Here is a 21,277-nt window from a genome sequence, read left to right as displayed (position 1 = left end):
GTACAACATAAAAAAAGACGAACAACTATGAAAGGTAAAGTATTTGCTTCATTGCTGGTTGCCTGCCTGCCGTTGCTGGCAGCGGCGCAGAGCAACGATGACCTTTACTTCGTGCCGAAAAAGAAAGCCGAAACCAAAACCGAAACAAAGGTGACGGTGGAAACTGCGCCGAAGAAGGTGTCAAATACGACGACGGTATATGCCGCGCCGGGCTCTACCGTAGTGGTGAAAGACGCTGCGGGAAAAACGCGCGACATCGACGAGTATAACCGACGGTATACTTCGCGCGAGAATACGTTTACGATGGAAAACGATACCCTCTACATCCAAGAAAAGCCTTACGGCGAACGCGGTGAGTGGGTGAACGGGTTCGAAGGCTCGCAGGATGATTATGAATATGCCATGCGCATCGTACGCTTCCGAAGCCCGCGCTATGCCATCCCGGTAAGCAGCCCGCTGTACTGGGACGTGGTTTACGGCGCACTGCCCTCGTGGGAATGGAACGTGTACGACGACGGACTGTATGCTTACGTGTTCCCGACGTTCAGCAACCCGCTGTGGTGGAACTGGCGGTGGACATGGGGCGTAGCCGGACCGCGCTTCGGATTCAGCTGGGGATGGAGCTCGTGGTACTATGACCCGTGGTACTCGCCTTACTGGTACGCCGGATATTGGGGAGGTTACTGGGGACCGTACTGGCATCACCCGCACCCTTACTGGCATCATCATCCGCCTTATTACGCCGGAGGATGGGGAGGCGCAGGATGGCGTCCCTACGGACACCGCGACGCCCGGCCGGGACGATACACGGGATATACTACCTCGCGGCATAACCGGGTGGTGACGGGCACGCGCGGAGGCAACAGCACACGCCGGGGATACAGCACGTCGAGCATCCGACGGAACAACGCTTCGACGGCTTCACGTACTACCGGACGGGTGGTCAACCCCAACTCACGCAACAACGGTTATTCGCTCCGCCCCGTAAGCACGCTGCCGGGTAACCGGGGAGAGGCTACGCGGAACGGATTCAGCACCGGGACTACCACGCGCGGAAACGCTACTTACGTGCGCCCCAGCAGCACGATAGACCGCACCGGCTCTTCGTATAACCGCCCCAGCAGCACGCGCCGCAGTTACAACGATGTGTATAACCGCAACGTGAACACCACGCGCTCACGCTCGTATAACAACACGAATACGCGAAGCTATAATTCAAGCCGAAGCTACAACTCGAACCGGAGCAGCTTCTCATCGGGCAGCAGCCGAAGCAGCTTCAACCGCGGCTCGATGGGCGGAGGAAGCACACGGATGCGCAGCGGAGGCGGAGGAGGAAGCTCACGCAGAAGATAAGAGCCTGCTTAAATTTTCCGATTAAGTATTTTTATCCGCCCCTTTTTGAGTTTGTTTCCGGTCTGTTTTCCCGCTTTTACTCGTCAGATAGCCCGCTATCATCCTCGTAAAAGCCGAAAAACATCCTCGAAAACAATTCTCAAACTGAGGCAGAGCAAAATTTAAACAGGCTCTAAGCTCAACGAAAGGTAGAGAATATAAACACACTACAAGGTATGAAAACAAAGATAAGCATGATAGCGCTACTTGCCGGCATGGTGTCGGCAGCAGGCGCACAAAACCAGTATGACGTGGCTCGAATCTTGAACGACGACCTGAACGGAACGGCGCGTTTCGTGGGCATGGGCGGTGCCATGAGTGCACTGGGCGCCGATATTTCGACCATCGGCACAAACCCTGCCGGTATCGGTCTGTTCCGGGGAAATGATATTTCGCTGTCGTTCGGGTTTAACAACAATCAGGCGAAAGCGGACATGAACGGTTCGACTGCCACCGAGAAGCGTACCAAAGCGTCGTTCGACCAAGCGGGCATCGTATGGAGCTCGAAGATTGGGAACAAGACTGACTTGCGTTACGTGAACTTCGCGTTCAACTATCACAAGCGTGCCAACTTCAACCGCCAGTTCTCGGCGGGAGGCAATGCAAGCAACGGGCTGTCGCTCACTCACGTGATGGCAGACATGCTGTGGCGCGCCGGCGATGCGGCAGGTACGTATTATAACACGGAAACGGATTTCGCCAACCTGTATGATGCACAAAACCCCTACACCGACACGTATTATTACGGCACGCCGTATCTGGCGGCATTGGGCGCACGTACCAATCTGGTTACTCCCCGACTCCAGTCGGCTACCGACCCTACGATTATCGGCATGGACGGGTGGGACGCTGCCAGCAACCAGTATTACACCCGTGAGGAAGGCGGCATCGATGAATACGATTTCAACGTGGCGTTTAACGTGAAAGACCGTTATTACTTCGGCATCACCTTAGGCGTGTATAACCTCGATTATAACCGCTACTCGTCTTACGGCGAGACGCTGACGGCGGGGGGCGACTTTACGCTGAACAACTTTTACACTGCCGAGGGTTCGGGAGTCGACCTGAAATTGGGTGCCATCATCCGCCCGTTCGAGTACTCTCCGTTCCGCATCGGACTTGCGGTACACACCCCGATATGGTACTCGCTGACGGAGCATCACACGGCTAACCTCACGTCGAACCTGCCCACTACCGACGGCTCGATGCTGAGCACCACCGAGAACTTGGTGGATTACCTCAACCCTGCCTACATCATGGATTACCGCCTCACCACGCCGTGGCGTTTCAACGTGAGCATGGGTACCATCGTGGGCGGCATCATGGCGCTGGACGCTGAATATGAGTACGCCAAGTATTCTTCGGCACAATTAGACGATGTAGACGGCTACCAACTGAGCGCCACCAATGCCGTGAGCGAGACGCTGAAAGGCGTACATACGTTCCGCGCCGGTATGGAGACGAAGCTGACCTCGGCGTTCAGCCTGCGTGCGGGATATAACTTCCGTTCGGCTCCGATACAGGAAGATGCGTTTAAAAACATCCCTGTGACCGACGAGACCCGTACCGATGCCGAGTACCTGAACCTGAAATCGCAACAGGCGGTGACGGTGGGATTGGGATGGCGCGGAAAGCTGTTCTATGCCGACCTTGCCTACAAGTATGATTTCTACAAGGCTGACTTCTATGCTTTCGGGGCGGAGCAAATCGACCTTACCCCGTCTGCCACGAAGGTGAACAACGACCGCCATCAGTTGCTGTTTACGCTCGGCGTACATTTCTAAACATATTCATCCTGTAGGGGCGTATCGCATACGCCCGAAAACACCCACACGGATTAAGTTGGTGTAATCGGGGCGTATGCGATACGCCCCTACGGTATAATAATCAATCATTTATTTATCGGAACAATGGAATATCTGTTAGACGGGCTGACCGTTAAAGAACACTTGCTGCGCCTTGCCGAAGAAGGCAACAAACCGTTCACCGAGAGCCTCAATCCGGGAGTGGAACACGTGCTGGGCATCCGCATACCTGCCTTGCGCCGGCTGGCGGCACGCATCGCCCGCACCGACTGGGAGGCTTACCTTGACACGGCAGACACGTTTTACATGGAAGAGCGGATGCTGCAAGGCATGGTGTTGGGCTGTGTGAAACCCGATGCCGACGTGGAGGTGTATCTGCACCGCGTAACGAAATTCGTATGGATAATCAACAGTTGGTCGGTATGCGACACGTTCAAGTTCGGCGGCGGGAAGAAGTTCATCGCCACCCATGCCGACCGCCTGTGGGAGTATCTGAAAGAATGGATGCGTGCCGAGGGCGAATACGAGGTGCGCTTCGGGGTGGTGATGGCGATGAGCCTTTTCACTGACGAGGCTCACATTGCCGAACTCCTCTCCTGCCTCGACGACATCCGCCACGAAGGTTACTACGTGAAGATGGCGGTGGCGTGGGCGCTGTCGGTGTGCTTCGTCAAGTTCCCCACCCTCACGATGGATTACCTCCGCCACAACCGCCTCGACACATTTACTTATAATAAGGCGTTGCAGAAAATCATCGAGTCGTATCGCGTAGATGCACCCACGAAAGAAGTCATCCGCACGATGAAACGCAAGCAGTAACCGCCCCCGCGCAAGGGAACGCCCCGCCCCTTACAGCGTCCCCTTGCTCGACGGCACTTCGAAGTGATACACATCGCGCCGCACCGCCATGCGCAGGCTGCGCGCCAGTGCCTTGAATATCCCCTCTATCTTGTGATGCTCGTTCACGCCCTCGGCACGGATGTTGAGGTTCATCATCGCCGCATCGCTCAGCGACTTGAAGAAGTGGAAGAACATCTCGGTGGGCACGTCGCCGATGTGCTCGCGGCGGAACTCAGCATCCCACACCAGCCACGGGCGTCCACCGAAGTCGAGCGCCACCGTACACAGGCAGTCGTCCATCGGCAGGCAGAAGCCGTAACGCTCGATGCCCCGCTTGTCGCCCAGCGCACGCCGCAGACACTCACCCAGCGCCAGCGCCGTATCCTCCACGGTGTGATGCTCGTCCACCTCCAAATCTCCCTTGACATGCACCGTAAGGTCCATCCCCCCGTGCTTGCCTATCTGCTCCAGCAGATGGTCGAAAAATCCTAATCCCGTACGGATGTCGCACTTCCCCGCCCCGTCCAAGTCTACACGGATGTAAATATCCGTCTCCTTCGTGGTGCGGCGCACCTCCGCCGTGCGTTCTCCGGCAAACAGAAACTCCGCCACGCGGTCCCAGTCGGTAGTGGCAAGGGCGCACACATCCTCCAGTCCCGTACCCGCCAGCACCGCCTTGTCGGGCTGCAAGAGGATGGCACGGCACCCCAGATTACGCGCCAACTCCACATCCGTGGCACGGTCGCCAATCACGAAACTCCCCGCCAAGTCATAGTCCGGATTCCCGATAAAGCGCGTCAGCATCCCCGTGCGCGGCTTGCGCGTGGGCGCGTCGTCGGCAGGAAACGAGCGGTCGATACACACCTCGTCGAACGTCACCCCCTCGCCCTCCAGCGTTTTCATCACCAAGTTATGCACCCCCCAGAACGTATGTTCCGGAAAAGCCTCCGTCCCCAGCCCGTCCTGATTGGTCACCATCACAAACTCAAAGTCCAGCTTCCGGCGTATGAAATACAGGTTGCGCATCACTTTCGGGTAAAACTCCAGCTTCTCGAACGAGTCGAGCTGATAATCCACAGGCGGCTCGATGACCAGCGTGCCGTCGCGGTCGATAAAAAGAACTTTTTTCATGCGTATAATCTGTTATGTAATGAGAGCAAATGTAATACAAAAAAGCGAAACAAGGGGCAGAAAAGCTGTAAATCTGGTACAATAGTCAGTAAATTAGTTACATTTTTTCGGATTCAACCGCTTATCTTTGCACTATTCATCAATAAAGCCTAACGATACGCCATGAACAAAATTTTACTGACACTTGCAGCGGCGATGGCTATATGCCTCACCGCCTGCGCACAAAACAAGGAGAAACGGAACATGGAAACAACAACACCTCGCACGCTGGTGGCATACTTCTCTGCCACCGGAACCACGGCAAAGGTTGCGCGGCAGATTGCCGGCATCACGGGCGGCACGCTTTACGAGATTACGCCGCAGGAGGCTTACACGGCTGCCGACCTCGACTGGAACGACAAGCACTCGCGCAGCTCGGTGGAAATGAGCAATCCCCAGTCGCGCCCCGAACTGAAAGAATCACAAACGCCCGACGTAGCCGCTTACGACGTGGTTTTCATCGGCTACCCCATCTGGTGGGACCAAGCGCCGCGCGTAATCAACACGTTCATCGAGCGTCATGACCTGAAGGGAAAAACGCTCATCCCCTTTGCCACGTCGGGCGGAAGCGGAATAAGCCACAGCGTAAGCACGCTGAAAACTACTTATCCCGACTTAAACTGGCAGGAAGGCAAACTGCTGAACCACACCGACAGCAACAGCCTCGGCGAGTGGGTAAAATCTTACCAAAAATAAGAAAGGGCAGTTATCAAGGTAGGGGCGTATCGCATACGCCCTCGGACACACACTTATTTCCGTGGGTTGTATTCGGGCGTATGCCATACGCCCCTACAAGCTATCCGGCGGCAGGCAGACACACTCAAAGCACTGCTGCAACCTTTCGGATATTCTCCAAACGCTGCATGAACGACTTGTCTTTTTTAGCAATGCGCATGTTGTATCTCATTTGAAGTCGCATCAGAGGTTCGGCATCCACTCCTAAAGCCGCTTCAAACATCATAGCCGTCTTCTCTGTAACAGGACGACGTGCGTTGAGTATCTCATTCAGAACAGAATATCCTATGCCCATTTGCTCCGCAAGTTTCCGTTGTGAAATCCCCCTGCATTCGATTTCCTCTTTCAAGATTTCCCCCGGATGCGTGGGAAACGCCGGCTCAAGATTGCCTGCTATCATATTGGGGTCAATTCCTTGAATGGTTATCATAATCAATTTATAATGGTTTGACAAATTTGTTATATTACATATCGTAGCAACGGTTTCTCCGTCCCTGATGTGTTCCTTAAATTCGATACGATATTGGTCATTCACCCTCACGGAAGAAAGTCCTGCTTTATCACCTTCTAACTTTTCGTAATTCAGAGCGTTATAACGCATAAGCCCCAAAACGTTGGAAGTATCTCGCATCAAATCTATCACCCGGATATATTTCCGTATAACTTGGGGCTGAAAATGGTGTTTCTTGTCCGTTTTACCCGTAGTATACATTTCCCGAAGGTATTCCTCATTGAAGATTATTTCCATGCCTCTGTTTTTATCACGGACAAAAATACGCTTTTTTTCAGACATTCGCAAAAAAAGCGAACATTTTATATCCAACATCAACAAGGTAGGGGCGTATCGCATACGCCCGAATACAACCACGTTTATGTTTTTTCCACCACAGATTACACGGATGAAACAAGTTATTATTTCGACATGAATCCGATGGAGGCGGAACGTCGCACCCATGCCCGGATACTACGAATAAGGAGGGGCGACACTGCCCGTAAGAAGAAGGGCTGCTCCGGCTAAAACCGGACAACGCAAGCAGGTGTTTTTTTCTTGATTCAACGCGAGAAAAATGCCTGCTTGCGCATTTTTATACTTTTTTGCAACATTTTCCCCGAAACCTTGACCACCGAAACAATTTTTCTGCTACATTTGCCTTTAGTTGTAATCTTCAGTTTGCAAAAACGATGAAAAACATAAAACATACGGGGGTTGTAGAGCAGGTGGACGGGATGCGGCTCAAGGTGCGCATCAGGCAGACATCGGCGTGTGCGGCGTGTAGCGCGAAGGCACACTGCAATGCCTCGGAAACAAAAGAAAAGCTGATCGACGTGAGAAACGAGCGGGGGATTCCCTGCCACGCCGGACAGGAGGTGGTGATCTGCGGAGCTGCCTCGATGGGAATGAAGGCGGTGGGATGGGCTTTCGCACTGCCCTTTGCGGTGGTGGTGGCATCGCTCTTTGCCGCCATGAAGCTCACGGGAGGCAACGAACCGCTGTCGGCAGTGGTGGCGCTGGCAATGCTTGTGCCTTATTACCTCGCCCTGCGCCTCTGCCGGAGGTGGCTGGGACGCAGCTTTGTGTTTACCTTAGAATCTGTCAATTAACCATTCAACAAACTAACTTCATCATACTATGAACTCTATTCTGATAGCAATCATCTCGTTAGGCGCCATCGGGCTGGTGGCGGCAGTCATCTTATATGTGGCATCGAAACGGTTTGCCGTAAACGAAGACCCGCGCATCGCCCGGGTGGCGGAGGTGCTTCCGCAGGCAAACTGCGGAGGATGTGGCTATCCGGGCTGTTCGGGCTTTGCGGCGGCGTGCGTCAAGGCGGGCTCGCTGGATGGGAAACTATGTCCGGTGGGCGGACAGCCTACGATGGACAAGGTGGCTGCCATTCTGGGACTGGAGCCGGTGGCTGCCGAGCCGGAAGTGGCGGTGGTGAGGTGTAACGGCACGTGTGAAAACCGTCCGCGCCTCACGCAGTATGACGGCGTGCGCTCGTGTGCCGTGGCTCATGCCACGTACGGAGGCGAAACGGGCTGTACGTTCGGCTGTCTGGGATGTGGCGACTGTGTGCAGGCGTGTCAGTTCGGCGCACTGCGCATGAACCCCGAAACGGGACTGCCGGAGGTGGACGAAGAGCGGTGTACGGCGTGCGGGGCGTGCGTGAAGGCGTGTCCGCGAAACATCATCGAGATTCGCCCGAAGGGACGGAACAACCGCCGGGTGTACATAAGGTGTGTCAACAAAGACAAGGGAGCGGTGGCACGGAAGGCTTGTGCGGCGGCGTGCATCGGCTGTGGCAAGTGCGTGAAGACGTGTCCGTTCGAGGCCATCACGCTGAAAGACAACTTGGCGTACATCGACCCTGCCAAGTGTAAGGCGTGCCGCAAGTGCGAGCTGGAATGTCCGCAGGGAACCATCGTGGCTGTAAACTTCCCTCCGCGCAAGGCGAAACCACAAGCCGAGGCGGAGGCGTGACAACCGGGAAAAAAAGACCAAAAGTAACTAACCCAATAAAGATATAGTACAGTGAAAACATTCAGAATAGGCGGAGTGCATCCGGCAGAAAACAAGCTGTCGGCAGCGACGGCAATCGAGGTGCTGGGGCTTCCGCGTCAGGCGGTGTTCCCGCTGTCGCAACACATCGGCGCACCTGCCGTGGCGATAGTGAAGCGGGGCGACAAGGTTAAGGTGGGGACGAAGATAGCCGAGGCGGGCGGATTCGTGTCGGCAGCGGTGTTCTCGTCGGTGTCGGGCACGGTGAGCAAGATTGACAGCGTGACCGACGCGAGCGGATACCGCAAACCTGCCGTATTCATCGACGTGGAAGGCGATGAGTGGGAAGACGGAATCGACCGCTCGCCGGAGCTGGTAAGCGCGTGCAGCCTGAGTTCGGAAGAAATCATAGCGAAGATAAAAAACGCAGGCGTGGTGGGCATGGGAGGCGCGTGCTTCCCTACCCATGTGAAGCTCTCTCCCCCGCCGGGAGTACGTGCCGAGTGTGTGATAATCAACGGCGTGGAGTGTGAACCGTATCTTACTGCCGACCACCGGCTGATGCTTGAAAAGCCCGACCAGATACTGGTGGGCGTGGAGCTGCTGATGCGTGCGGCGAAGGTTAACCGGGCGTACATCGGCATCGAGGCGAACAAGGCGGATGCCATCCGGCTGCTCACCGAAAAGGCTGCCTCGCATCCGGGCATCGAGGTGGTTCCGCTCCAGATGAAGTACCCGCAGGGAGGCGAGAAACAGCTTATCGACGCCATCATCGGACGTCAGGTTCCGGCGCCGCCTGCCATCCCCATCCACGTGGGAGCGGTGGTGCAGAACGTGGGCACGGCGTATGCCGTCTACGAGGCGGTGCAGAAAAACAAACCCTTGCTTGAGCGGGTGGTGACGGTCACGGGGCGGTCGGTGAAACATCCGTCGAACTTCCTTACGCGCATCGGAACGCCTGTGAGCCAACTCATCGAGGCGGCTGGCGGACTGCCCGACAATGCCGGCAAGGTGATAAGCGGCGGTCCGATGATGGGCAAGGCGCTCGCCACGCTGGACGCGCCCGTGTGTAAAGGCAGTTCGGGCGTGCTGATAATGGACGACGAGGAGGCACGCAGGGCAGAACCCCAGCCGTGTATCCGGTGCGCCAAGTGCGTCAGCGTATGCCCCATGGGGCTTGAACCCTACCTGCTTGCCACGTGCTCGGCGCGCGGCGACTGGGAGCGCGTGGAGCATGAAATGATTCTCTCGTGCATCGAGTGCGGCTCGTGCCAGTTCACCTGCCCGTCGCACCGCCCGATGCTCGACTACATCCGTTTAGGCAAAGGCAAGGTGGGCGCCATCGTTCGCGCACGTAATGCTAAAAAATAACTCACACACTGATTATTATGGCAAATAAATTTATCGTATCATTATCGCCTCACGTACACGGGGGCGACAGCGTGAAGCGGAACATGTATGGCGTAATCATTGCGCTGATACCTGCGCTGCTGGTGTCGCTGCTGGTGTTTGGCGTGGGGGCGGCTATCGTCACGCTCACCTCGGTAGCGGCGTGTGTATTCTTCGAGTGGGCTATCACGAAATATATCTTGCGGCGCGAACGCTCGACGGTGACAGACGGGTCGGCGGCCATTACGGGGCTGCTGCTGGCGTTTAACCTGCCGTCGAACCTCCCGGTGTGGATTGTAATCATCGGGGCGCTGGTGGCCATCGGCGTGGGCAAGATGACGTTTGGCGGACTGGGGTGCAACCCGTTTAATCCCGCGCTGGTGGGACGTGTGTTCCTGCTGATTTCCTTCCCCGTACAGATGACCTCGTGGCCGCGGGCAGGACAGTGGGCCGAGTATCTCGATGCCGAAACGGGGGCTACTCCGCTGGCGCTGATGAAGCAGGCGATACATGGCGACGCGGACGCGCTGTCGCAACTGCCCTCGGCATGGGATATGTTCATAGGCAACGCTCCGGGCTGTCTGGGCGAAATCAGTGCGCTTGCCCTGCTGCTGGGCTTGGCTTACATGCTGTGGAAGCGCATCATCACGTGGCACATCCCGGTGTCTATCCTCGCCACGGTGTTCGTCTGCTCGGGACTGATGCACTGGGCGAACCCGGTGTACGCATCGCCCGTCCAGCACCTGCTGAGCGGAGGTCTGATGCTGGGCGCCATCTTCATGGCTACCGACTATGTGACCTCGCCCATGACCCACAAGGGGATGATTATCTACGGAGTGGCTATCGGATTCCTCACGGTGGTAATCCGCGCTTTCGGCTCGTACCCCGAAGGCATGTCGTTCGCCATCCTGATTATGAACGCCTTTACGCCGCTGATTAATACGTACTGCAAACCAAAACGTTTCGGGGAGGTAACGAAGAAATGAAGAAACTTACATCATCTTTAAAGAACATGGCTCTGGCGCTGACGGGCTTTTCGGTGGCTGCCGGGGCACTGCTGGGATGGGTGAACAGCGTGACGGCTGAGCCTATCGCACAAGCTAACGCCAAGACGCTGAGCGACGCCATCGCCGTGGTGGTTCCACCGTTCGACAACGACCCTGCCGCTTCGCCCGAAACGGTGGAGGTAGAGGGAGTTGCCTACAAGGTATACCGTGCCACAAAGGGAGGCGAGTTTGTAGGTGCTGCCGTAGAATCGTCGGCAAACGGGTTCGGAGGCACGCTGACCGTACTGGTGGGATTTGACAAGGAAGGTAACATTACCGACTATTCGCTGCTGAGCCACTCGGAGACGCCGGGATTAGGCTCGAAGGCGGCAGACTGGTTTAAGAAGGGGGCGAAGGGAGACATCACCGGAAAGAATCCGGGCGAGAAACCGCTCACGGTGAGCAAAGACGGGGGCGAGATTGATGCCATCACCGCTTCGACCATCACCACGCGGGCGTTCCTGAGAGCCGTAAACGCTGCTTACGCCGCTTACACCAACCAGCCGGTAGACGCACACAGCGGGGCTACCGGACAGACTGATGCCACGAGCGGGGCTACCGCCAATCCATAAAGAAAGGAGGAATCGTATTATGATGAATAATTTCAAAATATTGATGAACGGGATTATCAAAGAGAATCCCACATTTGTGTTGCTCTTGGGCATGTGTCCTACGCTGGGCACCACGTCGTCTGCCATCAACGGCATGAGCATGGGACTTGCCACGATGTTCGTGCTGGTGTGTTCGAACGTTGCCATTTCATCCATCAAGAACCTCGTGCCCGACATGGTGCGCATCCCCATCTTCGTGGTGGTCATCGCCACGTTCGTAACCGTGCTTCAGATGGTGATGCAGGCTTACGTGCCGGCGCTGTATGCCACGCTGGGGCTGTTCATCCCGCTCATCGTGGTCAACTGTATCCTGCTGGGGCGTGCCGAGGCTTTTGCCTGCAAGCACGGGCCTGTCCCCTCGTTCTTCGACGGGCTGGGCATCGGGCTGGGCTTTACCATCGCACTGACGCTGCTGGGCGGCGTGCGCGAGCTGCTGGGCACAGGCAAACTGTTTAACATGACCATCCTGCCCGAACAGTACGGGATGCTGGTGTTCGTCTTGGCTCCGGGAGCGTTTATCGCACTGGGTTACCTGATAGCCATCGTCAACCGCCTGCGCAAGGCATAACGCATTGTTACATCTATCATAAAAACAGAAACTGAGTATGGAATACATCTTGATATTTATCACGGCAGTGTTTGTCAATAACATCGTGCTGTCGCAGTTCCTCGGCATCTGTCCGTTCCTCGGCGTGTCGAAGAAGGTAGAAACCGCCATGGGCATGGGGGCAGCCGTGGCGTTCGTGCTTACGCTTGCCACCATCGTAACGTATGTCATTCAGAAATTTGTATTGGATGCCTTCGGGCTGGCCTACATGCAGACCATCGCGTTTATCCTCGTGATAGCCGCACTGGTTCAGATGGTTGAAATCATTCTTAAAAAGGTATCGCCCGCGCTGTATCAGGCGCTCGGAGTGTTTCTGCCGCTCATTACCACCAACTGCTGCATCCTCGGCGTTGCCATCTTGGTGATTCAAAACGATTACGACCTGCTTACGGGTGTGGTTTACGCTTTCTCTACCGCACTGGGATTTGCGCTGGCGCTCATTGTGTTTGCCGGCATACGCGAACAGCTCAGCCTCGTCAATATCCCGAAAGGGATGCAAGGCATGTCTATCGCCCTGATTACCGCCGGACTGCTGGCTATGGCGTTTATGGGTTTTTCGGGAGTCGACAAGGGTCTGTCTGCCCTGTTTGGTCTGTGATGACAGGCTTGATGCGCAGCGAGTCCATCTCCGCCATCGTCCCGTTAAACACGTTCAGGTCTACCTGATTATCAATTCCGGGCAGCGTGCCCACGTCGGTATGCTGCCAGAATTTCCACTCGCCCTCGTATGCCACCGAGTCGACATAATAATGTGCTATCCAGTAAGGATATGAGTTGAACAGCGAGTCGTTCAGATAGCGCGTTTTATACTTGTACGAGGTATACAGGATAGGCTTCACGCCGTAATGACGCTCCACGCGGTCGAGCCACTTCTTGAGGTCGGCACGCAGCTTGCGGGCGTCGGCAGGGCGTGTCTCGATGTCGAGCACCGGAGGCAAGTCGCCCGGTTCGAGCTTCACCGAACGGATGAAGAAGTCCGCCTGACGCTCCGGCGAAGTCTTCGGATTATAGAAATGATAAGCACCGCGGATGAACCCCACGCGGCGTGCTTCATCGAAATTGCGCACGAAAGCCGTGTCGCTGAAATCTCCCCCCTCCGATGCTTTCATGAATACGAACCTCACAGGAAACGGAGCCTGCTGCACGCCTCGCAGCTTCTCCCAGTCGATGCGTCCCTGATGGTGCGAGATGTCAAACCCGTGTACACTGTAGCCGTAGGGCAGACACACGCCGTAAGCCTTCGTTCCGTAGCAGGGCTTCCAGCGGTAAGCATAAGGGCGGATAAAGAAATAGTAAAACCCTGCCAACAAGATAACCCCCACCGCCCCCATCATCAGGTAATACGCCCATGAGGGGAAATTCCGTTTGCGCTCTCCGCCTTTTTTCTTCCTGCCGCGTTTTGCATTTCCCTTACGCGGTGCAGCCTCCCTGCGTCTGGCAGGTGCAGCCTTGCGTGAGCGTGTCGTTGTCTGTCGAGGTTTATTCACCACCAATATGGGCGGTTCTTTGGTCATGATATATCAGTCAGGGATTTCAGGATTCATTTAAGGCACGAATTCCGCCGAGCCGCACGGACGCAAATCCGCACGGTACTCACGCAATTCGTGCCTGATGAATGGTGTTTCTTACAAATAATAAAAAAAAGTATTCTATTTACTTAGCCTGCTCCAACTGGAGGGTCTTCGTAGGCTGGTCGCATACTTCCGTAGGACCGAAGTACTGGATCGGGCCCGGATATACGTAAGCGGTTTCCTTAGCCCAAGTGTCGCGTACGGCAGCAAAAGCCTTGAACGGAGCACCATCCAAGCGCACCAGTGCTTTCTGGATAACCGGTTTCATTTCGCCGTGACGACGTTCCATGTTCATCATCATCGTGATAGGCACACCGCCTGCAATCCACTCTTCAGCCGGAGCCGTGGTGTTGCGTACCGATGACATGTAACCCGTCTTGCCGTTAGCAATCAGCATTGAAGCCGTGTAACCCAGTGAGTAGCAGTAGTCGGCATCGAAGTTCGACGGAGCAGCGCAGCGTCCTTCGTAACCGAAGAAGTGGTGCTGAGCAGCGAATTTGCCCACATACTTGCCTTCAGCCTTCCATGCAGCCAGTTTCTTGCCTACCATTTCAGACAGCAGCTTTTCGGTTTCGATGAGCGATACCTGTACGTTTCCGTGCGGGTCGCGGTCGAGTGTCAGCTGGCGAGCCACGCCTTCGGGCAGTGAAGCGTAAACGGCAGCATTTTCAGCCGTCAGGTGGTCGATGATGTACTGGCGTTGCTGGTTCGGTTCTACCGCAGCGTATGCTTCAGCGTTTACGGCAAGGAAGTCGTTCAGTTCGGCAATCAGCTTCTTCATAGCCGGGATGAACTCGATCAAGCCTTCCGGAATCAGCACCGTACCGAAGTTGTTGCCATCGGCAGCACGTGAAGCCACAGCGCTTGCGATGTACGTAACCACGTCGTCGAGCGACATGTTCTTAGCCTCTACTTCTTCCGAGATAAGGCAGATGTTCGGCTGAACCTGAAGCGCACATTCCAGCGCGATGTGAGAAGCCGAGCGTCCCATCAGCTTGATGAAGTGCCAGTATTTGCGAGCCGAGTTACAGTCGCGTTCGATGTTACCGATAACCTCCGAGTAAGTCTTGCAAGCCGTATCGAAACCGAAAGAAGTTTCAATCATTTCGTTCTTCAAGTCGCCGTCGATGGTTTTCGGGCAGCCGATAACCTGTACGCCGTAGTTCTTCGCAGCGTAATATTCAGCCAGCACGCAGGCATTGGTATTCGAGTCGTCGCCGCCGATGATAACCAGCGCCTTGATGCCCAGTTCTTTCAAGATTTCGTATCCCTTTTCAAACTGGTCTTCTTTTTCCAGCTTGGTACGTCCTGAGCCGATGATGTCGAATCCACCCGTGTTACGGTATTCGTCGATGATGTCGGCAGTCAGTTCTTTATAGTTATGGTCTACCAAACCGCCCGGGCCGAGGATAAAGCCATACAGCTTGTTGGCGGGGTTCAGTTTCTTGATACCGTCGAACAAACCAGAGATTACGTTGTGTCCGCCCGGAGCCTGTCCGCCCGAAAGGATAACGCCTACGTTCATCGGAGCGTATTCTTTGGCTTCACCTTCAACGAACTGAATCAAAGGCATTCCGTAAGTGTTAGGAAACAGTTTCTGGATAGCTTCTTGGTCGGCTACCGACTGGGTCGGTTCGCCCTCTTTTGCTACCACCGCGCCCTTTAAGGCTTTTGGCAATTTCGGCTGATAAGCAGCTCTTGCGATTTGTAATGCACTTTTTGTCATGATTCTTAATTATTATATATAAGGTGTGTAAAAAAGTCGGTTGCTTTGAATCCCTGCAAATTTCGTTTTTTTTTCGGAAATACGAAAGAAAGTAATAAACTTTTCTTACCTTTACCCATGAAAAACTGCAAACTTTAATTTTTTAAGAATCATGGCAAGTAGAAAAAATCTGAAAAAACGCATCAAGAATGCATACGAAACAATGTTATACCTGTGTATGGTAGAAGCCTCTGCCGCCGAAAACCAGCAACAGCGCGAAAAGGCTGCCGAGGTGATGACCGACCTTGCCGTGCTGTTCCAAGATTTGGTGTGCCGCATTAGCCATACCGAGCCGGGAAGCACGAAGCTCTTTTACCAGAAGCTGAGAAACGACTTTGCCGAGGGGATGAAGGCGGCGCTTGACAAGCTGTACGACCAACCTGCCGAGGCATGAAGCAAGCACTGAGCCGGTTTATCTACCACAGGCTGCTGGGGTGGAAAGCGGTGGTAGGGGTGCCCGACTTCAAGAAGTGCATCTTCTGTGCCGCACCGCATACCACCAACTGGGATCTCTTCATCGGGAAGCTGTTCATCAACGCCATCGGGCGCAAGTCGGGCTTCCTCATGAAGAAAGAGTGGTTCTTCTTCCCGCTGGGCGGATGGTTCCGGAGCATGGGGGGCATACCGGTGTATCGCGACAAGCATACGTCGATGGTCGACCAGCTCATCGCCCGCGTGAAAGAGAGCGACGAGTTCCACCTCGCCATCACGCCGGAGGGCACGCGCTCTGCCAACCCCAACTGGAAACGGGGCTTTTACTACATCGCGCTGGGGGCGCAGATTCCCATCGTACTGGTGGGGGTCGACTACGAGCGGAAGTGTATCACCGCCGAGCGTTACCTCATCCCCACGGGCGATGTGGAGAATGACATGCGCGAAATCAAACAGTATTTCAAAAACTTCAAGGGGAAGCATCCGGAGCGGTTCGACGTGGGCGACTGCTGACCGGGGGCTTCCCCTTGCTTTCGCCCGCACGGCGAAAGGTTCATCGTGTGCTTACGCGCGGCGGCGCGTCATGCTTTGCCGAGCCACTCCGGGACTTCGCGCGAGACGTCGAAACACGGACACTGCTTCGTCCACTCGTGAGGCTCTACCGTGCCGTCGCCGTCGAGGTCGGGACTGAGGTCGCGGTGTCCCACCACCCGCTTAATCCCGTAATCCTTTGCCAGCACCCTTACCAGCACACACAGCGCATGGCGTTGCTGCGGGGTGCGCGTGTCGGCAGCACGTCCGCCGGCATCCAGCCCGCCCTCGTAGGCTATGCCGATGCTCTTGGCGTTGAATCCTCTGGCGTGGGCACCCGTCCGCTCCACGGGGCGCATAGAGCAGATCTGCCCGTCGCGGCGGATGTAGTAATGATAGCCGCACCCGTCGAACCCGCGACGGCGGTGCATGGCGTCCAGCGCGTGGGGCGAGAGCGGTACATCCGCCCTCGTAGCCGTACAGTGGACTACAATCGTGTCGATTTCCCTCATTCGCACTCCTTTCTTTTTCCGGTGAGGATGCAAAGCAGGCACTTTATCACCCTGACAATAATCCATTTCAGTTTACTTTTCATCATACGTGTGTTTTACATGGTGTTTGTGGTTCGTCAAAAAAAAAGGCAGACAGCCCCGCCGCACCGGGCGACAGGGCCGGGAGGAGTCAGGCAGACAGTCCGCTGTCGGGTTCTCCCTCCTCTTCCTCGCCGCCGTCTGCAGTGCCGCCGGTACGGTCGAGCGTGCTCACGCGCTCAAACGCCAGCGTCTTCAGTGCGTCTTGCAGCACCGCCCCCGGACGGAACAAGATGCGCTTGCGCTTAATCATGCCCGTGGTGAACGCATCTTCGGTGTCGCTGCCCTCGCTGCCCAGACTGACTTGCAGCGAGCCGAGGCTTCCCAGACGGATAATCTCACCACACTTCAGTCCGTCGCTCACCGCCTCCTCAAGCGCCGTAAGCACCGCCACCACGTCGGGTCGCGTCACGGTACACTCACGCTGGATGCGCGTGGCGATTTCTTCAATGCTCATCACCCCGCGTGCCTGAGCCCGTGCGTAAAACTTGGGCGGCGAGTCGGGGTCTTGGGGGTTCTTACGTGCGGCAAGCGAGTAGGTCACTAATTTTTCCATAGCTCTGTTCTCCTTTCATTTTTAGTTGGTTAAACATCGATTTCTTTATTACGATGCAAAGATACAATGCCGGGAAAAAGCTATGTCGCGAACGGTCGCGTGCGGTCGTGATGAAAACGCAGATTTTTTTTCTTCACCACAGATTACACAGATTAATAATTTTATTTTTCTCATCTGCGAAAATCTGTGTAATCTGTGGTGAAAGAAAAATATCTGCGGAAATCTGCGTAATCTGTGGTGAAAAGAAACAAAAAGATTCAAGGCTCACCCAGTCCGCGGATAATCACTTCCACTTCGGGTTTAAGGTAATACTTGCGGTGCTTGTCGTGGTTCAGTTCGCTCAGCCCCTGCACGATGCTGGGACAGTGGTTTATCCACCGCTGGAAGTTGCGCATCGCCGTGGCAGGGCGACTGTTGGGAAAATACAACCGGGCAAGCTCCGACTTGCCGTACACACGCAAACGAAAAGGTTCTTCTGGTTCTAACATAGTCGATTTTGTTTTTATTTTTTCACCACAGATTACACAGATTAATAATTTTATTATTTTTCTCATCTGCGAAAATCTGTGTAATCTGCGGTGTATACTTGGAAACGCGGATTCACGCAGATTAGCGCGGACAGATAATTTTATTATTTTTTTATCTGCGAAAATCCGTGTAATCTGCGGTGAAAAGACATAAACGTGGATGTATTCGGGCGTATGCGATACGCCCCTACACAAGAAAAATAATTTATTTAATCTGTGTAATCTGTGGTGAAAAAAAACAGTTTACTACAGCTTTTTAATCCACCCTGCGGGCGGCTCGTACTCTCCGATGCGCGTCATGCTGGGGTTATATCCGTAATACACCTTGCCGGTGCTGCCGTTGCGGTGCTTCGCCACGATCGCCACGCCCAAGCCCTCGGTAGGATAGCCCGAATCTTTCTCGGTGTGGAACCCGCAACGCTCCGGACGGTAAAGCATCACCACCATGTCGGCATCCTGCTCGATGGCGCCACTCTCACGCAGGTTGCGCAGCTCCGGGATGCCGTAACGCTGCCCCTCCACCTGACGGTTGAGCTGGCTCGACACGATGACCGGACAGCCTAACGAACGAGCCAAGCCTTTGAGCCGCCGACTGCACTCTGCCACCTCCTGCTCGCGCGTGCGCCCCTTCGACACGGTTTCGAGCAACTGGAGGTAATCGACGAACAACAGTCCCAGCCGCCCCTTCGCCTGAAGCCCTTTGGCGATGATGCACAGCTGGTCGATGTTGATGTAAGGCGTATCGTCGACGTGGATGGGCAGCGCCGACATCCGCTCCGCCGTCCGGCGCACGTCGTCCAGCTCCTCGTCGGTCAGCTGCCCCCGCTTCATGCGCAGCGGGTCGGCACGGCTCTCTGCCAGCACGAAGCGTTCGCCCACCTCGGCGGCAGTCATCTCAAGGGTGAAAAACGCCACGGGCACCCCCGCCATCGCCGCTTTGCGGGCAAAAAAGAGGTCGATAGCCGTCTTCCCGTCGCCCGGACGCGCGGCAGTGAAAATCAGGTTCCCCGGCTGCCATCCCCCCGTCAGCGCGTCAAGCTCCGCCAGACCGGTGGGCACCCCCGTCAGTCCGCCCACCGACAGCGCCTGCCTGCGTTCCACCTCGCGCACGGTGCGGTCCATCACCTCCGGCATGTCGTGCAGGTGGTCTTCCACCTCCGAGTCGTCGAGCAAGGCAGCAATCTCGCGCTGCACGGCGATAACCACGTCGTACACGTCGTTCGTCATGTCGCCCGCCGCCTTGAGCTGCTCCGAGAGCACCTGCACCAACCTCCGGCGCAGGTAATACTGCTGAAGGATAAGGCAGTGATACTCGATGTGTGCCGCCGACGCCACGCGCCCTGCCAGCATTGCCACGCGGTACGCCCCGCCCGCCTCGTCGAGCGTTCCGGAGCGCCGCATCTCCTCGGTCACGGTAAGCATGTCGACTCCCTCGCCGCGCCCGTAGAGCGCAGCCACGGCACGAAACACTGCCTGATGTGCCGACACGTAAAACATCTCCGGGCGCAGGCGTTTCAATACCGTGTCCTGCGCCCCGCGTTCCAAGAGACATGCTCCCAGAACGGCTTCCTCAATCTCTGATGCTGAATTTTCCATAGTGTGTTATGTGTGTGTTTTTTTATTCACCACAGATTACACAGATTATTATTTTTTGAAACGCGGATTTACGCGGATTAGCGCGGATTAATAATTTTATTATTTTGTTCATCTGCGAAAATCTGCGTAATCTGCGGTGAAAAAATATCTGCGGAAATCTGTGTAATCTGTGGTGAAAAAACAAATCAGTTGATAACAAAGCTGCGCCGTGCCAGATAGCCGGCAGCCGAGCGCAGGCGCCGCATGTCTCCCACCTCACAGATATACCACTCGATGTTTTTGCGTGCCTCCCCGCGCTCGTAGGCGTTCAGTTTCGACCACGCCCGGCGCGCCATCTCCTTGTCGACGGCGGGCATTTGGGTAAGCTCGTGGTAAACCTGCCAGAACTCTTCGAACTTTTCGTCGCTGCGGTTCACGCCCGGCTTCGGACCACACTCCATGCGGCACAGCTTGTTGTAATGCAGCAACGTGATACGGATGCCGCCTCCCGTGTTCGTACAACGGATGATTCCTTCGCGCTTCAAGGTGTTAAGATAACGGAACGTGCGCATCCGTCCCCAACCTAACAAGAGCGAAAGACGACGTACCGAAGTCTGCATCTCGCCCCGGTGAAGCTGGGGCTGCTCGGTGTAACAAGCCGTATACAGCATATACAGGTATGCCGCAGTGTCGGTTAACGGGCATCCATCGCCCAACTCTCGGAAGATTTCTCTCAACATGCTGCGGGGAATCACCATAAATCCCTGATTCCCCGGCGATTGCATGACATTTGTCATCATAATCTGATAAAGTTTTTGCGAGGCGAGCCACTTGGTGTGACACGTTAACATTAAAAACGAGCCACCTAACGGCTTCATCCTCAAATTATTACTCCGAAAGGCGTGACACAGGTGAACCACCTTGCGTGACACCTCTCTATTTATTATATAAAAGAAAGAAATAATAAGCAACGGAAGATTCTTTGCCGGCAAAGAACGTTCGTATTGATATTTTTCTTAATTTTAACCTCGATTTCCCAACAAGAGGTTATGTGTTACGCCGCAAAAATGGAGATTTTTTATCAAACAAACCCTGCCTTACAGGGCAGGATAAAACCGAAAATATTTTACGTAACACATGGCTAAAAAACAGACTGACCTATTGCCTTTCTGCGAAGTAAGCAAGGAGCAACTTGAGGCGTGGATGAGTACCGTCCACTTATTTTTTGACAAAATGTATAAAACGGCGGACATACCGAAAGCGCGCGTTATCAGCGCCACCGGATGCCACGAGCGGACGCTCTACGCCAAACGGCATAACTATAAGTTTGAAACCATGGCAAGATTAGTGTTCTTCCTCACCCAAGCCATGAACTTCACGCTTAACCTGAACGCGCTGTTACAGGCGGTGATACACTGCTGCCGCGAGGGGAAAGACCTCGTGATACAGCCTGCCGACCCCGACGCGCCGCTGGAACCGGGACAGGAGAAAATTCTGGCACAAAAACGCAAGCGCAAGCGTTGAACCGCTTGTCGGCACAGGCGGCGGAACGCTTGCGGAAGCACCCGCACACCCAAGCCGTAAAAATCCGGACACACTGCCCGAAGTCATAACAATCTCTAATGATGTTTGAAT

Annotated in this window: 23 protein-coding genes and 1 pseudogene; 14 read left to right on the top strand and 10 right to left on the bottom strand. The window is 55.1% G+C overall.

The genetic code is table 11. From position 1 onward, the window contains the following. The first annotated feature begins 27 nt into the window (after positions 1 to 27). The 3 genes from M3085_RS04425 to M3085_RS04415 all read left to right on the top strand — a co-directional run bounded on the left by M3085_RS04425 (position 28) and on the right by M3085_RS04415 (position 4,016). Positions 28 to 1,353 carry a hypothetical protein gene (locus M3085_RS04425; RefSeq protein WP_249052393.1) on the top strand — a complete coding sequence of 442 codons (1,326 nt, stop codon included), beginning with the start codon at positions 28 to 30 and terminating at the stop codon, positions 1,351 to 1,353. A gap of 215 nt (positions 1,354 to 1,568) precedes the next feature. Next, complete coding sequence (locus M3085_RS04420; protein WP_178257009.1) at positions 1,569 to 3,176, top strand: OmpP1/FadL family transporter; 1,608 nt, start codon at positions 1,569 to 1,571, stop codon at positions 3,174 to 3,176. Positions 3,177 to 3,302: 126 nt separating this feature from the next. After that, positions 3,303 to 4,016: a DNA alkylation repair protein gene (locus M3085_RS04415; RefSeq protein WP_178257008.1), complete on the top strand. Its 714-nt coding sequence runs from the start codon at positions 3,303 to 3,305 to the stop codon at positions 4,014 to 4,016. Positions 4,017 to 4,046: 30 nt separating this feature from the next. On the opposite strand, the gene hisB is transcribed toward M3085_RS04415, so the two are convergent. Next, positions 4,047 to 5,168, bottom strand: a complete 1,122-nt coding sequence (gene hisB / locus M3085_RS04410) for a bifunctional histidinol-phosphatase/imidazoleglycerol-phosphate dehydratase HisB (protein ID WP_178257007.1) — start codon at positions 5,166 to 5,168, stop codon at positions 4,047 to 4,049. Between the two features lie 162 nt (positions 5,169 to 5,330). Between hisB and M3085_RS04405 the strand changes: the two genes are divergently transcribed. Next, the gene (locus M3085_RS04405) at positions 5,331 to 5,903 is read left to right on the top strand and encodes a flavodoxin (protein WP_178257006.1); all 573 of its coding nucleotides are present in this window, start codon (positions 5,331 to 5,333) and stop codon (positions 5,901 to 5,903) included. Positions 5,904 to 6,027: 124 nt separating this feature from the next. Here M3085_RS04405 and M3085_RS04400 read toward each other — a convergent pair whose 3' ends face one another. Next, complete coding sequence (locus M3085_RS04400) at positions 6,028 to 6,372, bottom strand: HigA family addiction module antitoxin (RefSeq protein WP_191709592.1); 345 nt, start codon at positions 6,370 to 6,372, stop codon at positions 6,028 to 6,030. 135 nt (positions 6,373 to 6,507) lie between these two features. Beyond that, positions 6,508 to 6,654: pseudogene (locus M3085_RS13895) on the bottom strand (addiction module killer protein); the annotation flags it as partial. Between the two features lie 470 nt (positions 6,655 to 7,124). On the opposite strand from M3085_RS13895, the gene M3085_RS04390 reads away from it, so the two are divergent. Genes M3085_RS04390 through rsxA form a run of 7 tightly spaced genes read left to right on the top strand, consistent with a single transcriptional unit; the run spans position 7,125 to position 12,693 of the window. After that, positions 7,125 to 7,544: a SoxR reducing system RseC family protein gene (locus tag M3085_RS04390; RefSeq protein ID WP_249052392.1), complete on the top strand. Its 420-nt coding sequence runs from the start codon at positions 7,125 to 7,127 to the stop codon at positions 7,542 to 7,544. Positions 7,545 to 7,572: 28 nt separating this feature from the next. After that, positions 7,573 to 8,424, top strand: a complete 852-nt coding sequence (locus M3085_RS04385; protein WP_249052391.1) for a Fe-S cluster domain-containing protein — start codon at positions 7,573 to 7,575, stop codon at positions 8,422 to 8,424. 51 nt (positions 8,425 to 8,475) lie between these two features. Continuing rightward, positions 8,476 to 9,813, top strand: coding sequence for an electron transport complex subunit RsxC (gene rsxC / locus M3085_RS04380; RefSeq protein ID WP_249052390.1), 1,338 nt, complete (start codon positions 8,476 to 8,478; stop codon positions 9,811 to 9,813). A gap of 17 nt (positions 9,814 to 9,830) precedes the next feature. Further along, a complete protein-coding gene (locus M3085_RS04375) occupies positions 9,831 to 10,817 on the top strand; it encodes an RnfABCDGE type electron transport complex subunit D (protein WP_178257000.1) in 987 nt (328 codons plus the stop codon). Beyond that, entirely contained in the window at positions 10,814 to 11,449 is a 636-nt protein-coding gene (locus M3085_RS04370; RefSeq protein WP_178256999.1) for an RnfABCDGE type electron transport complex subunit G, read from the top strand. The genes M3085_RS04375 and M3085_RS04370 overlap by 4 nt, the downstream gene beginning before the upstream one ends. A gap of 22 nt (positions 11,450 to 11,471) precedes the next feature. Further along, on the top strand, positions 11,472 to 12,056 hold the full coding sequence (gene rsxE, locus M3085_RS04365) for an electron transport complex subunit RsxE (protein WP_178257018.1): 585 nt from the start codon (positions 11,472 to 11,474) through the stop codon (positions 12,054 to 12,056). A 37-nt stretch (positions 12,057 to 12,093) separates the two neighbouring features. Next, a complete protein-coding gene (gene rsxA / locus M3085_RS04360; RefSeq protein WP_178256998.1) occupies positions 12,094 to 12,693 on the top strand; it encodes an electron transport complex subunit RsxA in 600 nt (199 codons plus the stop codon). Here the strand turns inward: rsxA and M3085_RS04355 are convergent. Beyond that, entirely contained in the window at positions 12,641 to 13,609 is a 969-nt protein-coding gene (locus tag M3085_RS04355) for a glycoside hydrolase family 25 protein (RefSeq protein ID WP_178256997.1), read from the bottom strand. The genes rsxA and M3085_RS04355 overlap by 53 nt on opposite strands. A gap of 139 nt (positions 13,610 to 13,748) precedes the next feature. Next, a complete protein-coding gene (locus M3085_RS04350; protein ID WP_178256996.1) occupies positions 13,749 to 15,392 on the bottom strand; it encodes a diphosphate--fructose-6-phosphate 1-phosphotransferase in 1,644 nt (547 codons plus the stop codon). Positions 15,393 to 15,543: 151 nt separating this feature from the next. Between M3085_RS04350 and M3085_RS04345 the strand changes: the two genes are divergently transcribed. Together M3085_RS04345 and M3085_RS04340 are read left to right on the top strand one after the other, a co-directional pair. Continuing rightward, entirely contained in the window at positions 15,544 to 15,825 is a 282-nt protein-coding gene (locus M3085_RS04345; protein WP_178256995.1) for a hypothetical protein, read from the top strand. Continuing rightward, on the top strand, positions 15,822 to 16,376 hold the full coding sequence (locus M3085_RS04340; RefSeq protein WP_178256994.1) for a 1-acyl-sn-glycerol-3-phosphate acyltransferase: 555 nt from the start codon (positions 15,822 to 15,824) through the stop codon (positions 16,374 to 16,376). Before M3085_RS04345 ends, M3085_RS04340 begins: the two co-directional genes overlap by 4 nt. A 68-nt stretch (positions 16,377 to 16,444) precedes the next feature. On the opposite strand, the gene M3085_RS04335 is transcribed toward M3085_RS04340, so the two are convergent. The 5 genes from M3085_RS04335 to M3085_RS04315 form a co-directional block, all read right to left on the bottom strand. Next, a complete protein-coding gene (locus M3085_RS04335) occupies positions 16,445 to 16,906 on the bottom strand; it encodes an N-acetylmuramoyl-L-alanine amidase (RefSeq protein ID WP_178257017.1) in 462 nt (153 codons plus the stop codon). A 169-nt stretch (positions 16,907 to 17,075) separates the two neighbouring features. Next, complete coding sequence (locus tag M3085_RS04330) at positions 17,076 to 17,540, bottom strand: HU family DNA-binding protein (protein ID WP_178256993.1); 465 nt, start codon at positions 17,538 to 17,540, stop codon at positions 17,076 to 17,078. Between the two features lie 257 nt (positions 17,541 to 17,797). Then, a complete protein-coding gene (locus M3085_RS04325) occupies positions 17,798 to 18,028 on the bottom strand; it encodes a DUF4248 domain-containing protein (protein ID WP_178256992.1) in 231 nt (76 codons plus the stop codon). A gap of 285 nt (positions 18,029 to 18,313) precedes the next feature. Then, complete coding sequence (locus M3085_RS04320) at positions 18,314 to 19,663, bottom strand: replicative DNA helicase (RefSeq protein ID WP_249052389.1); 1,350 nt, start codon at positions 19,661 to 19,663, stop codon at positions 18,314 to 18,316. A 185-nt stretch (positions 19,664 to 19,848) separates the two neighbouring features. After that, positions 19,849 to 20,442, bottom strand: coding sequence for a hypothetical protein (locus tag M3085_RS04315; RefSeq protein ID WP_249052388.1), 594 nt, complete (start codon positions 20,440 to 20,442; stop codon positions 19,849 to 19,851). A 337-nt stretch (positions 20,443 to 20,779) separates the two neighbouring features. Between M3085_RS04315 and M3085_RS04310 the strand changes: the two genes are divergently transcribed. Then, complete coding sequence (locus M3085_RS04310; protein ID WP_178256989.1) at positions 20,780 to 21,166, top strand: hypothetical protein; 387 nt, start codon at positions 20,780 to 20,782, stop codon at positions 21,164 to 21,166. The last annotated feature ends 111 nt before the right edge of the window (positions 21,167 to 21,277 follow it).

Source organism: Bacteroides caecicola (genome assembly GCF_023337095.1).
Taxonomy (GTDB): domain Bacteria; phylum Bacteroidota; class Bacteroidia; order Bacteroidales; family Bacteroidaceae; genus Phocaeicola; species Phocaeicola gallinarum.
This window is presented reverse-complemented; position numbering and strand designations above follow the sequence as displayed.